Source organism: Enterobacter cloacae complex sp. OE43NF, assembly GCF_023544405.1.
Taxonomy (GTDB): domain Bacteria; phylum Pseudomonadota; class Gammaproteobacteria; order Enterobacterales; family Enterobacteriaceae; genus Enterobacter; species Enterobacter cloacae.
On the sequence record NZ_JAMJFW010000018.1, the window covers coordinates 1 to 13,111 of the forward strand.

Sequence of the window (13,111 nt, forward strand, 5' to 3'; positions counted from 1 at the left end):
CAATTTTCACCTATGCCAGACGCGGATACGCATCCGCAATCGCATCACCGGTAAACTGCGCCACCCAGCCCTCCGGATTATCGAATATACGGATGGCCGTAAAGTTTGGCTCTGAGCCCATATCAAACCAGTGCGGTGTGCCTGCTGGCACCGAAATCAGGTCGTTTTTCTCGCACAGTACCTGATACACCTCATCGCCAATGTGCAGGCAGAACAATCCCGCGCCTTCCACGAAAAAGCGCACTTCATCTTCGCCGTGGGTGTGCTCGTTGAGGAATTTCGCGCGCAGCGCTTCTTTTTGCGGGTTGTCGGCGCGCAGGCTGATCACATCCCAGCTCTGATAGCCTTTCTCCGCGACCAGCTTGTTGATGGCATGCTGGTAAGCGTCAATGACCACTTCTGGGGCAGGGTCGCGCCCTAAATCACGGTCAGCCGCCCAGCGTTCAAAACGCACGCCTTTGGCGTTGAGCTGTTGGGCGATCTCGGCGGCGTCGGTGCTGTGCCACAGGTGCTTACTCGCGTCTTTATCGGAATAAATGGTTAATGCGCTCATGAAGGGATCTGCTCCGGGTTAATCTCGTCGAACTGGTGAACCTGATGATGGTGGCTTGCACCGTCATCATCACCGCGAATCAGCTGCAGGGTGCGAAAACCGGCCTGTTCAGCAGCGTCCAGCTCCTGATGGATATCCGACAGGAACAGGATCTGCGACGGGGCAATGCCCGTCTGCGCCGCAATATTCTGATAAGACTGCACCTCACGCTTGGCACCAATATGGGTATCAAAGTAGCCGCTGAACAGATGAGTAATATCACCTTCATCGCTGTAGCCAAATAACAGTTTCTGCGCAGCGACGGAACCAGAAGAATAAACATAGAGATCAATGCCTTGCGCTTTCCATTTTTCCAGCGCCGGCAGCACGTCCGGGTAGAGATGGCCGGTAAAGTCGCCGTTGACGTAACCGTCGTGCCAGATAATTCCCTGCAGGGCCTTCAGCGCCGTCGATTTACGGTCTTCATCCATAAAGGTGAAGAGGGTCTCGATAAGATCGCTGACGCTGGCGTGCGGAGCGTCGATTTCATCGCGCAGGTTGTCCAGAATCGATTTGACCGGCTCTGCGTACTGCTGGGCGGTGACGAAGGCCGCCAGACGCTCACGCGCATAAGGGAACAAAACATCATGGACAAAACGGATATCGCTGGTGGTTCCCTCAATATCCGTCACAATCGCGCGAATCATATCTTCTCCAGTTGTCGTAAACGCATTTCGCATTCAAATAAGAATTCTAATCCTTCCAGATGACGGCGGGCTTCGGCCACATCACGTCCCCAGCAGGTTAAGCCATGGCCGCGCAGAAGAAAACCATAATTAAGCGGGCGCTCCTTGGCGTAATGGGCGATTCGCGAAGCGAGGGCGTCTATATCCTGGTCGTTATCGAATACCGGAATGGCAACCGTAGCCAGATGCGTGGTCTGCCCGGTGAGGGATTTTTGCATCTCAAAGCCGCTGATGTGCAACTCCGCCTCTTTCACCAGCCGCGAGAGCACCGTGGCGTTCACCGTGTGGACGTGCAGTACGGCGTTGGCCTCCGGGAACAGGCGATAGATGAGCGTGTGTAGCCCGGTTTCAGCCGAAGGTTTACGGCCAGAGGGCGCGCGATTGGTGGCGATCTCTACCTGCAGAAAATCATCCGGCGTGAGGCTGCCTTTGTCTTTGCCGGATTCACTGAGCCAGCACAGGTTTTCATCCTGACGTACCGACATGTTGCCGCCGGTGGCGGGGGCCCAGCCTTTGGCACCAATCCAGCGGCAGGCTTCGACCAGTTGCGTGAGTTGCAGGTTGTCTGTCATTTCCTTTTACCCTCTCGGTCAGGAATATTCATATTGTTTAGACGTCTAAGCGTCTTGATTGCCAAAGACTAACATCGTGTTATAGTGGCATCAACATAAGTATTACAAGCAGGCACCCCACAATGAGCAATAACGTATTGATTCCGCAAAGCAAACTTCCCAACCTGGGCACCACTATCTTTACGCAGATGAGCGCTCTGGCCCAGAAGCACAACGCCATTAACCTCTCGCAGGGGTTCCCGGATTTTGATGGTCCAGGCTATTTGCAGGAGCGTCTGGCCTGGCACGTTGCCCAGGGGGCGAATCAGTATGCGCCGATGACCGGTGTGCAGGCATTGCGTGACGCCATTGCGGATAAAACGGCGGAATGCTATGGCTATCAACCGGATGCCAACAGCGACATTACGGTGACGGCAGGTGCGACCGAAGCACTGTATGCGGCCATCACCGCGCTGGTTCGCGCGGGCGATGAGGTTATCTGCTTTGACCCAAGCTACGACAGCTATGCGCCTGCCATCGAACTGTCCGGTGGCGTGGTGAAGCGCGTGGCATTACAGCCGCCGCATTTTCGCCCCGACTGGCAGGCGTTTGCTGCGCTGCTGAGCGACAAAACCCGGCTGGTCATTCTGAATACACCACACAACCCGTCGGCGACGGTGTGGCAGAAGAGCGATTTCGCCGCGCTGTGGCAGGCCATTGCGGAACGTGAAATTTATGTTCTTAGCGACGAAGTGTATGAGCACATCTGCTTTGCCGGGGAAGGGCACGTCAGCGTGCTGGCCCATCCGCAACTTCGCGAGCGCGCTGTGGCGGTGTCGTCATTCGGTAAAACCTATCATATGACCGGCTGGAAGGTGGGGTACTGCGTGGCACCGGCGGCCATCAGCGCGGAGTTGCGTAAAGTGCACCAGTACCTGACGTTTGCGGTGAACACGCCTGCCCAGCTGGCGCTGGCCGATATGCTGCGCGCTGAGCCTGAGCATTACCGTGAGCTGCCCGAATTTTACCGCGCACGCCGGGATCGGTTTGTGAATGCCCTGAGTCAGAGCCGTCTGGAGATCCTGCCGTGTGAAGGCACCTATTTCCTGCTGGCCGATTACAGCGCCATTTCCGATCTGGACGACGTCAATTTTTGCCAGTGGCTGACCAAAGAGGTGGGCGTGGCGGCGATCCCGTTATCCGTCTTTTGCGCCGATCCCTTCCCGCATAAGCTGATTCGTCTCTGCTTTGCGAAACAGGAATCGACGCTGCTGGCGGCGGCAGAGCGTCTTAACGCGCTCTGATTATTTGACCGTCCAGGCTTCTGAGTAACGGCGGTCTGCAAAGAGTTCCAGCAGACCGTTGATTTGCTTGAGGCGTAATACCTCGTCGCTATCCATTCCCAGTTCCTGACTGATTCTCTCGTCGTCCCAGCCAAGCTGCACCAGCTCGCGGACGATATCGGACATCGCATTAATTTGATGGCGGCCGCGCGCCCGATTGTGACGAATGGTGGCCGCTATCCGGTCGAACTTTTTCTGCCGCTCTTTACGCAGACAGGTAACAGGCAGATAGCCTTTAAGCTGGCGTTTTAATACCGCCCGGTTGGACCCAATTTCATGGCGATGGAAGCCGTCGACAATTTCATAATGCCGGGCCTCACTTTCTGTCACCACAATGGGTTGGGTAAAACCGTCCATCTCCAGGGATTTACAGAGCAGCCGTTTTTCCGGCGGGGCAACGTTGTTGGGGTTGTAATCGTTCGCGGTAATCTCGTCCTGTTTGATCCACAGTACGCAGTCGACAGGCTGTTCGCGAAAAGGGCTATTTTCATGGATAGCCTGGCGAAAGGCGTTAATGGCTTCAATGCGTTTATCTTCGGGAAGAGACTGAAGATAATTTTTCATCTCGTTAATTAATTGCTGCTGCATAAGATCCCCCACTCCTTGCGTTTTGATTTCATCCGTTCGCTGTAACGCTGGTAATGCCTGGGTTTGTTCGGACTGAATGACAGCGCCCGGCACCAGTAGTCATTGTTGAGTAATACCTTGCACACGCGTCGCCAGGACGGGATATCTTTGGCGCCGATATCGCCCTCCTGGGTGTCGGGAATATCGGCCATGCCTCTCTTCTGATACCAGTGCAAATAGATCGCGATTTTATTGCGGTAATGTTCTGCGGTGGTGTGCGGCATGCTGTCGAGAAGCAGCATGGCGTATTCCCGCCAGCTGAGCGCGTCGGGTTTCAGAATTTTGCGGTGGCCATAGAAATGATTGTCCTGCCCCGCGTAGACCCCGCCACTGTGCACGCCGTTTACCCGCTCACACATCGCCGCCCAGCGTTCGGGCTCTACAACATGATAGAGCCACAATCCCTGACGCTGCTCCGGGCCAAAGGGTTCACAGATGCGCATATAGCGCGGCGGCACGCCAGCCTGAAACATCAGGTCGTAAAGCGGGTTATAGCACCCGCCCGTTTTCGCAAACCAGGTCCAGATATCGGCGGTTTTCCAGTCATAAAGCGGATAGACATACCAGGCGTGCCCGCCGGGGGCGACGGTGGTCCAGGGTTTGTCATCGGCAAAGCGCTGCTTTCGTGCGTTAGCGATCGTCAAAAAGCGATTGTAGGATTCATCGGCACGAATGCCGATCATCATTGCTGCCGGGCGCCTTTTGGCAAACCAGTCGGAAAATTCACGAACAAAGGCCTCGAAGGTCATGCCGGGCTGGTAGAACGAGAAGTAATCTGGATCGGTTACCGCCTCTTCAGGGGGCGTGCGTACCCAGTTTTTACCCGGCTCCCAGCACTGCCATTCGGGCTGGAATTGTGAAAGTGAATTTTGCGTGGTCAACGGGAGCGCTACCCACCAGCATTTTTCAATCACATCGGCGTATTGTGCGATCATGTTATTCACATGCTGAATGGTACAGGTGAACTGCGCTTCCCAGTCGATAAATAACAGACAGATTTTCTTTCCCATTTTTCGGGCTTGTCGGGCCGTTAAATGGAACATAATGGTGGAATCTTTTCCGCCAGAAAATGAAACACAGACCCTTGGCAGATTCTCAAGCGTCCATGTTATACGCTCTGTCGCAGCGTCAAGGACATTTTGATTAAGTGGATGCTTATAAATTGACAAAGGCAACTCCTCCTGGAAATAAATACCGGACGTTCATGTCAATGCAGGAGAGAGAATAATAGTAGTGAAAATAAAGGCAGGTAAATCAAAAAAGGCAGATTTTTTATTATCTATAAATGAGGGTTATATTTTGAAGAGAGAAATGGCTGTAAATATCACAGCCATTCGGATTTATTTTTGCGTAATCTGCTCAACAAACCTCGAGAAAACCGAGCTGTTAAGCGCTGAGCGGTTATAAACCATGAAGACTTCCATTTGTGGCAGCATGAAGGGGGCGTCCACTTTTTTCAGTCGCAATACGTCACGGTATTTTTCATACAGGACTTCCGGGATATATCCCACTAAATGCGATGCGCTGATCATGTTTATGATTGAAAAGAGAGAGTCGCAGCGAAAACCGATTGTTCTGTCGGCATGCACTTCCTCAGTCTTTGACTGATAGTGTTTCACACCCGCTTCATCGCTCAGGAAGATCGTAAACTTCTCTTTCTGCAGCTCTTCCAGGGTAGCGGTCTCCTGTAGGCGGGGGTGATCCTGGCTGCACACCAGAATCATTCGGTAATTAACATAGGGAACGCACACCATTGAGCGATTGTTGATAGGCGCAATGGAGAAAATTAAGTCTGCTTTGCGGTAGGCAAGCAGGTCTTCTGCGGAATCCGCGGACAGCAGCATGTCATGAAGCTCTATTTCATAATTGTGCTCTCGCATCAATAGCTTCATGGGGCTGAGCAGATTGTCAGTTGTCAGAACCTGCGGGCAGTAGATGACAAAATTCTTTTTGAGCGATGAGCCATGCATGATGTTGATGGTCTGCTCAAGCTGATTGAGGTTTTGCTCAAGATGATGATGCAAATTTGCCCCGACGGTAGTGGGAGTGATCCCTTTTCCCGAACGGATAAACAGCGGATCGTTCAGCTGGTTACGCAGCCGCTGCAGGGATTGACTGACCGCGGAAGGCGTTATGTAGAGCGTTTCTGCTGCCTTGCTGATGCTCAGGTGTTGGTAGATGCATTCGAAAATGACCAGCAGATTGAGATCGAATTTTTTTAAGTCGTAAAGATTTGCCATGTTTCATCCTGAGTGTGCTGCGTTGCGTTATCACATCACTGATAACTATAGAAGGAACGTAACCATTTACCATCCTTGATGGTTAGTTCGCTTAATTATGATTGAAAACCAACTTAATATATCACGAACGTAGATTAATGAAATAGAACTTCAATAATGGTTAAGATATTTTTACCTTTAAAATAGAAAACGGAACTGAATAAAAATAGTCAGATTTATATATGGACAAGTAATTATCACTCATTTTTATTTTTACTGGCGTGAGCATTAGCGGCGATGGGGAATGCTTAGTTTGGTAAAACCTATCACAGCCATAGATATGATTATCCCTTCAATCCATTGCCCTGTCCCGACACGAGTGCTGTAATCGGGGGGCTGTAACGACCTTGATATAAAGGTATGTAGAGCGCAACGCAACGCCAGTCTCACTGGCACTGAAAGTTCCTGTGGAAAGTTCAGGTATCAGGGCCGCCCACCAGGGCGGCCTTTTTACTTTCGGGCTTTTATTCATTGGGTTCACAACGTTGTCTTGTTCGGGTTGTTAGGTATGGCTGATTGATTTGATAAAGCAAACGCATTAGCCCATGTAGCGAAAGTTCGTTACCTTACATCTCAACGAAAACACGGAGGAAGTACAGATGTCTTTGATTAACACCAAAATTAAACCTTTCAAAAACCAGGCGTTCAAAAACGGCGAATTCATTGAAGTGACTGAGAAAGATACCGAAGGCCGCTGGAGCGTGTTCTTCTTCTATCCGGCTGACTTCACTTTCGTTTGCCCGACCGAACTGGGTGACGTGGCCGATCACTACGATGAACTGCAGAAGCTGGGCGTAGACGTGTACTCTGTCTCTACCGACACCCACTTCACCCACAAAGCGTGGCACAGCAGCTCTGAAACCATCGCGAAAATCAAATACGCGATGATCGGTGACCCGACTGGCGCCCTGACCCGTAACTTCGACAACATGCGTGAAGATGAAGGCCTGGCAGACCGTGCGACCTTCGTTGTTGACCCGCAGGGCATTATCCAGGCTATCGAAGTTACCGCTGAAGGTATCGGCCGTGATGCATCTGACCTGCTGCGTAAAGTGAAAGCAGCTCAGTACGTGGCGTCTCACCCAGGCGAAGTGTGCCCGGCGAAATGGAAAGAAGGCGAAGCGACGCTGGCTCCATCTTTAGACCTGGTTGGCAAGATCTAAGTCTGTAAAGTCTGGCGGCGCTGCGCTTGCACAGGCCTACAGTATCGTAGGCCGGGTAAACGACGTGCCACCCGGCAACCCATGGGCGCCCCCCGCGCCCATTTCATTCCAGCATTATGATGCAAGTTGCATTCAGGCCGCCCGTATAAGGCAGCTTGCATGATGACGTTTTTAGAGAGGGAAGAACAATGCTCGACACTACAATGAAAACCCAGCTCAAGGCATACCTTGAGAAACTGACCAAACCTGTTGAGCTGATTGCCACGCTGGACGACAGCGCTAAATCGGCAGAAATCAAGGAACTGCTGGCGGAGATCGCCGAACTGTCACCGAAAGTGACCTTCAAAGAAGCGAACGATCTGGCGGTGCGTAAGCCATCTTTCCTGATCACCAACCCGGGCTCTGATCAGGGGCCGCGTTTTGCCGGCTCACCGCTGGGCCACGAATTTACCTCACTGGTGCTGGCTCTGCTGTGGACCGGTGGGCATCCGTCGAAAGAGGCGCAGGCGCTGCTGGAGCAGATCCGCGATATCGACGGGGATTTCACCTTTGAAACTTACTATTCGCTCTCCTGCCACAACTGCCCGGACGTGGTGCAGGCGCTGAACCTGATGTCAGTCCTGAACCCGCGTATTAAACACACCGCAATTGATGGCGGCACTTTCCAGAACGAAATCACCGATCGCAACGTGATGGGGGTTCCGGCAGTGTTCCTGAATGGTCAGGAGTTTGGCCAGGGCCGTATGACCCTGTCCGAAATTGTGGCCAAAGTGGATACCGGCGCCGAAAAACGTGCCGCAGAAGAGCTGAACAAGCGCGATGCGTATGATGTGCTGATTGTCGGCTCTGGCCCGGCGGGCGCCGCGGCAGCGGTCTATTCCGCACGTAAAGGTATTCGTACCGGTCTGATGGGCGAACGCTTTGGCGGCCAGGTGCTGGATACCGTGGATATCGAAAACTACATCTCTGTGCCGAAGACCGAAGGCCAGAAACTGGCTGGCGCACTTAAAGCGCACGTCAATGATTACGCAGTGGATGTAATCGACAGCCAGAGCGCCAGCAAGCTGGTTCCTGCCGCAGTCGAAGGTGGCTTACACCAGATTGAAACCGCTTCCGGCGCGGTGCTGAAAGCCCGCAGTATTATCATTGCCACCGGTGCCAAATGGCGCAACATGAACGTGCCAGGTGAAGATCAGTATCGCACCAAAGGCGTGACCTACTGCCCGCACTGCGATGGTCCGCTGTTTAAAGGCAAACGCGTGGCGGTGATTGGCGGCGGTAACTCCGGTGTCGAAGCGGCTATCGACCTGGCGGGCATTGTTGAACACGTTACCCTGCTGGAATTTGCACCAGAGATGAAGGCAGACCAGGTACTGCAGGATAAAGTACGCAGCCTGAAAAACGTCGACATCGTGCTGAATGCGCAGACCACGGAAGTGAAGGGCGACGGCAGTAAAGTCACCGGTCTGGAGTACCGCGACCGCCTCAGTGGCGATGTGCACAGCGTTCCGCTTTCGGGGATCTTCGTGCAGATTGGTCTGCTGCCAAACACCACCTGGCTGGAAGGCGCCATTGAGCGTAACCGCATGGGCGAGATTATCATCGATGCCAAATGTGAAACCAGCGTGAAGGGCGTATTTGCGGCGGGCGACTGTACTACCGTGCCGTACAAGCAGATCATCATCGCGACCGGTGAAGGGGCGAAAGCGTCTCTGAGCGCGTTCGACTACCTGATTCGCACCAAAACAGCATAATAAAAGTCAGTAAGACTGCACCTGCACCAGGAGAGGCCACCAGAAGGTGGCCTCTTTTTTTTATCTCACGACCATCACCGGAATGTGGGTGTGACGGATAACGCTGGAGGCGTTTGAGCCCAGCAGATGCGTGGTAATGGACGGATTGCGTGAACCGATAACCACCACGTCGGCGTTCAGCTCGCTCGCCAGCTCGTTAACGGCATCGCGCACGCTGCCAAACCGGACATGCGTTTTAATGCGGGAAGGGTCGATGGTGAAGTGCCCAACCATCGTTTGCAGGCGATTTTCCGCCTCATGCTGCAGATGCTCTTCAAAGCGGCGTACATCGGCGGCAAAGCGATGCAGACTCAGGCTGGCAGAACCCGGCAGCACGTGTAGAAGATGAATAATCCCGTCCTGCTGCGCCAGAAATTCCGCATGGCGTACGGCCTTGTCGCTCAGCTCCATCTCAAAAACATCAACCGGCATAATAATTCTCTGATACATACCCGTTTCTCCTTGTTTATAAACGCTGGACTCATTCAACCATAAAATGAATATGGTTTTTGTAAGCGCTGCGGCACTTTTCTGTTTTTCCCAGGATAAATCTCAAAAGCCCGCTAATCCCGGGCAGTTCGTCAGGGAACGCTACCCTTAAATACTTACCCGGATCCTTTCGGAGGTCGCATGAAAGCACTCACGTACCACGGTCCACATCATGTTCGTGTCGAGAATGTCCCCGATCCTGTTATTGAACAACCTGACGATATTATCCTGCGCGTAACGGCCACGGCGATCTGCGGATCGGATCTGCATCTCTACCGCGGGAAGATCCCCAAAGTTGAACACGGCGATATTTTTGGCCACGAGTTCATGGGCGAAGTGGTGGAGACGGGCAGGGAAGTGAAGACGCTGCAAAAAGGCGACCGGGTGGTGATCCCGTTTGTCATCGCCTGTGGTGACTGCTTCTTTTGCCGCCTGCAGCAGTACGCGGCCTGCGAGAGCACCAACGCCGGTCAGGGCGCCGCGCTGAATAAAAAGCAAATTCCCGCACCCGCAGCGCTGTTTGGCTACAGCCATCTTTATGGCGGCGTGCCCGGTGGACAAGCGGAATACGTTCGGGTGCCCAAAGGTAACGTTGGGCCGTTCAAAGTGCCTCAGCTGCTCTCCGATGATAAAGCGCTGTTCCTCTCCGATATCTTGCCTACCGCCTGGCAGGCGGCGAAAAATGCCCAGATTGAAAAAGGCTCCAGCGTCGCCGTTTTTGGTGCAGGGCCGGTGGGGTTACTGACCATCGCCTGCGCGCGGCTGTTAGGTGCCGAACAGATCTTTGTGGTTGACCATCACCCGTATCGTCTGCGTTTTGCCGCAGAACGCTACGGCGCTATCCCCATCAACTTTGATGAAGACAACGACGCAGCGGAAAAAATCATTGAGCAAACCGCAGGCCAGCGCGGCGTGGATGCCGTCATTGATGCCGTGGGGTTTGAAGCCAAAGGCAGCACCACGGAAACCATCCTCAGCAACCTTAAAATTGAGGGCAGCAGCGGTAAAGCGCTGCGTCAGTGTATTGCGGCTGTTCGACGGGGCGGGGTGGTGAGCGTGCCCGGCGTGTATGCGGGCTTTATCCATGGCTTCCTGTTTGGTGATGCCTTCGATAAGGGGCTCAGTTTTAAGATGGGCCAGACCCACGTCCACGCCTGGCTTGGCGAGTTGTTACCGCTGATCGAAAAAGGGTTGCTGACGCCGGAGGAGATTGTCACCCACTATCTGCCGCTGGACGATGCCGAACGCGCCTACCGGATCTTTGAAAAACGGGAGGAGGCGTGCCGGAAGGTGATTCTGGTGCCCGGTGCAGAAACGCCGGAAGCGGCGGAACAGCAGGTTAAAGGGCTGGTGAATGCGTTTCCGGGTGGGGTGGTTTAAGACGGTTCCCTTACCTGCGGCACGATAAAGGACGTCCAGGTGAATCTGCGGAAAGAGGATGCGCAGGCATCCTCTGTGCAACGCGGGTCGCGCTTGTTCAGATGGGATTAACGCAGGTAATCGCCTGCCGCTTCTGGCTGGTAGAGCAACGCCAGCACTTCCAGATGGGTCGAGGCACCGCCCGGCAATTCCCAGTGAATGGTATCCCCCGTACGCAGGCCCAGCAGGGCCGCGCCGACCGGTGCCAGCACGGAAAGCTGAGCGCTGCTGTCGGTCATTTGCGCCGGGTAGACCAGCGTGCGGGTTAACTCTTCGCCCGTTGTCAGGTTGCGGAATTTGACCTGACTGTTCATGGTGACCACGTCATGCGGCATGGACTCCGGGGTACACATCTGCGCCCGGTCGAGCTCTTCATTCAGGGCATCGGCTACCGGGAGCGAGGCGAATTCTGGTTTTTCCAGAAGTCGGTCAATACGTTCTGCGTCAAGTTCATTGATAATGATGGTGGGTCTGGACATTTTTTACTCCATGTCGTTAATGCTGCGTGTAACGCAGAAACCAATCCAAAAGAAAACCCTCGCCGTCTGGCAGCGAGGGTTTAACTCTCCCGATGATACTGTCTGCGCACGCAACTTTGAAGTGATAGAGGTCACATTCATGGGCCATAGGAATTTTCGCTGAAATTTATTCAGTCTGCATTTCTGGCGGATTGCGTTACGCTGAACGTTCTGAATCAGGATAGTGGGTAAACGCAGTTCGCGTCTGCCCCTTATAAGAGAGCGCTATGTACTTTTATCAACCGTCACAGGGGCATGGCCTGCCGCATGACCCGCTGAATGCCATTATTGGTCCGCGTCCGATTGGCTGGATCTCCTCCTGCGACCAGGCAGGACAGATCAACCTGGCACCGTATAGCTTCTTTAACTGCTTTAACTACCGCCCGCCGATTATTGGCTTTTCCAGCAACGGCTGGAAAGACAGCGTGCGTAATATTAACGAAACGGGTGAGTTTGTCTGGAACCTTGCCACGCGCGATCTGGCTGAGGCGATGAATCTCACCTCCGCTACGCTGCCTCACGATCAAGACGAGTTCTCTTTTTCCGGATTGACGCCAGCGGCAAGCCAGCTTGTAAAGGCGCCACGCGTGGCCGAGAGTCCGGTGAACTTTGAGTGCCGCCTGTCGCAGTGTATTCAGCTGACCGGCGCCGACGGCACGCTGGTTGACACATGGCTGGTGCTGGGCGAAGTGGTGGGGATTCATATTGCCGAATCGCTGCTGGAAGAGGGGATCTACCAGACGGCGAAAGCGCAGCCCATCCTGCGTGCGGGTGGGCCGACGGCCTATTATGGCATCAGTGATGAACACCGCTTCGATATGGTGCGCCCGATTGTGGATCAGTAACCCACTTTATCGATAACAAACTGTTTGCCACAGTTACCCGGATGTGGCTGTGGCGCAAAAGAGCCGGCAGACAGCGGGTTATTGATGGTGCTGGCCTTAAGCGAGATCTGCATTTCGGTCAGATAGGCCGGATTACCATTGCAGGTCAGTTTGAACGCTTTGACGTTGTCTTTGCTCCAGCTTTTCGCCACGGCGTTATCAAAATCTTTACGGCTTACCGTTTTACCGTAGTTATCCGCCAGGAATTTACCCACCGCGCTGTTTTTTATCTCCTGATTCATCCGCACCATGGTGCCGAAATAGGCGTCAGGATCAAAGCCGAAGCAGACGCCGTGTTTGGCGTACTCATAGCGTTCCAGGCAGGAGTTACCGCCAGCACCGGGCATGACGCTGTTCAGCTTTGCGGCACCCGACAGTGATAGCCCGGTTTCGGCGGCTGAGCATTTGCGGCTGGCTTTGGCTTCCGGCATGTTCGGGATTGGGCGGGTCGCGCAGCCAAAACGCATCCAGCGGCGTTCATCCACGCCGCGTGCGGCGATGGATTTTGGCAGGCCAGGCCATAATCCGTGTACGGTCAGATAATCGGTCTTGTTATTGCTCTCTTTTTGCAGACGGCACTCTTCGGGTTCGTTACGGTTACGTTCAGCCATGCTCTGGCAGAACCCGGTTTGCCAGGAAAGCGCCAGAACGTAGCGATCGAAATCGCCATACTGCGTGGCTTTGAGCGGATCCGCCTGCGCGGAGAAGACACAGAGTGCAAGCGCCATGGCGCCAGACGGGATAACGATATCCTTCCTGAACATGTG

At 53.8% G+C, this 13,111-nt stretch carries 14 protein-coding genes; 5 read left to right on the forward strand and 9 right to left on the reverse strand.

What is annotated here, in order from left to right:
- Positions 1-10 precede the first annotated feature (10 nt).
- From M8370_RS10540 to M8370_RS10550, 3 genes are read right to left on the reverse strand one after another with little or no spacing between them, the layout of a single operon-like run.
- Positions 11-553, reverse strand: a complete 543-nt coding sequence (locus M8370_RS10540) for a 1,2-dihydroxy-3-keto-5-methylthiopentene dioxygenase (RefSeq protein ID WP_038418892.1) — start codon at positions 551-553, stop codon at positions 11-13.
- Positions 550-1,239, reverse strand: a complete 690-nt coding sequence (mtnC, locus tag M8370_RS10545) for an acireductone synthase (RefSeq protein WP_014831058.1) — start codon at positions 1,237-1,239, stop codon at positions 550-552. Before mtnC ends, M8370_RS10540 begins: the two co-directional genes overlap by 4 nt.
- Positions 1,236-1,850 carry a methylthioribulose 1-phosphate dehydratase gene (locus M8370_RS10550; protein ID WP_250020948.1) on the reverse strand — a complete coding sequence of 205 codons (615 nt, stop codon included), beginning with the start codon at positions 1,848-1,850 and terminating at the stop codon, positions 1,236-1,238. The genes mtnC and M8370_RS10550 overlap by 4 nt, the downstream gene beginning before the upstream one ends.
- A gap of 122 nt (positions 1,851-1,972) precedes the next feature.
- Between M8370_RS10550 and M8370_RS10555 the strand changes: the two genes are divergently transcribed.
- Positions 1,973-3,133 (forward strand): pyridoxal phosphate-dependent aminotransferase, encoded by a 1,161-nt coding sequence (locus M8370_RS10555; RefSeq protein WP_250020951.1) that lies wholly within the window; start codon positions 1,973-1,975, stop codon positions 3,131-3,133.
- Here M8370_RS10555 and M8370_RS10560 read toward each other — a convergent pair whose 3' ends face one another.
- The 3 genes from M8370_RS10560 to citR form a co-directional block, all read right to left on the reverse strand.
- Positions 3,134-3,760 carry an IbrB-like domain-containing protein gene (locus tag M8370_RS10560; protein ID WP_013097610.1) on the reverse strand — a complete coding sequence of 209 codons (627 nt, stop codon included), beginning with the start codon at positions 3,758-3,760 and terminating at the stop codon, positions 3,134-3,136.
- Positions 3,745-4,968, reverse strand: coding sequence for a phosphoadenosine phosphosulfate reductase (locus M8370_RS10565; RefSeq protein ID WP_029882127.1), 1,224 nt, complete (start codon positions 4,966-4,968; stop codon positions 3,745-3,747). The genes M8370_RS10560 and M8370_RS10565 overlap by 16 nt, the downstream gene beginning before the upstream one ends.
- A gap of 171 nt (positions 4,969-5,139) precedes the next feature.
- Positions 5,140-6,039: a DNA-binding transcriptional repressor CitR gene (gene citR, locus M8370_RS10570; RefSeq protein WP_038980994.1), complete on the reverse strand. Its 900-nt coding sequence runs from the start codon at positions 6,037-6,039 to the stop codon at positions 5,140-5,142.
- 638 nt (positions 6,040-6,677) lie between these two features.
- On the opposite strand from citR, the gene ahpC reads away from it, so the two are divergent.
- A complete protein-coding gene (gene ahpC / locus M8370_RS10575) occupies positions 6,678-7,241 on the forward strand; it encodes an alkyl hydroperoxide reductase subunit C (protein ID WP_008501015.1) in 564 nt (187 codons plus the stop codon).
- A 188-nt stretch (positions 7,242-7,429) separates the two neighbouring features.
- A complete protein-coding gene (gene ahpF, locus M8370_RS10580; protein ID WP_250020964.1) occupies positions 7,430-8,995 on the forward strand; it encodes an alkyl hydroperoxide reductase subunit F in 1,566 nt (521 codons plus the stop codon).
- A 60-nt stretch (positions 8,996-9,055) separates the two neighbouring features.
- Here the strand turns inward: ahpF and uspG are convergent, their stop codons facing one another.
- Positions 9,056-9,484 carry a universal stress protein UspG gene (gene uspG / locus M8370_RS10585; protein ID WP_013097606.1) on the reverse strand — a complete coding sequence of 143 codons (429 nt, stop codon included), beginning with the start codon at positions 9,482-9,484 and terminating at the stop codon, positions 9,056-9,058.
- A 180-nt stretch (positions 9,485-9,664) separates the two neighbouring features.
- Here uspG and M8370_RS10590 point away from each other — a divergent pair, with 180 nt between their 5' ends.
- Positions 9,665-10,903, forward strand: coding sequence for a zinc-dependent alcohol dehydrogenase (locus M8370_RS10590; protein ID WP_013097605.1), 1,239 nt, complete (start codon positions 9,665-9,667; stop codon positions 10,901-10,903).
- A 107-nt stretch (positions 10,904-11,010) separates the two neighbouring features.
- On the opposite strand, the gene rnk is transcribed toward M8370_RS10590, so the two are convergent.
- Complete coding sequence (gene rnk / locus M8370_RS10595; RefSeq protein WP_013097604.1) at positions 11,011-11,421, reverse strand: nucleoside diphosphate kinase regulator; 411 nt, start codon at positions 11,419-11,421, stop codon at positions 11,011-11,013.
- Between the two features lie 266 nt (positions 11,422-11,687).
- On the opposite strand from rnk, the gene M8370_RS10600 reads away from it, so the two are divergent.
- On the forward strand, positions 11,688-12,305 hold the full coding sequence (locus M8370_RS10600; RefSeq protein ID WP_038418896.1) for a flavin reductase family protein: 618 nt from the start codon (positions 11,688-11,690) through the stop codon (positions 12,303-12,305).
- On the opposite strand, the gene rna is transcribed toward M8370_RS10600, so the two are convergent.
- Positions 12,299-13,108: a ribonuclease I gene (rna, locus tag M8370_RS10605; RefSeq protein ID WP_013097602.1), complete on the reverse strand. Its 810-nt coding sequence runs from the start codon at positions 13,106-13,108 to the stop codon at positions 12,299-12,301. The genes M8370_RS10600 and rna overlap by 7 nt on opposite strands.
- Between the last annotated feature and the right edge of the window lie 3 nt (positions 13,109-13,111).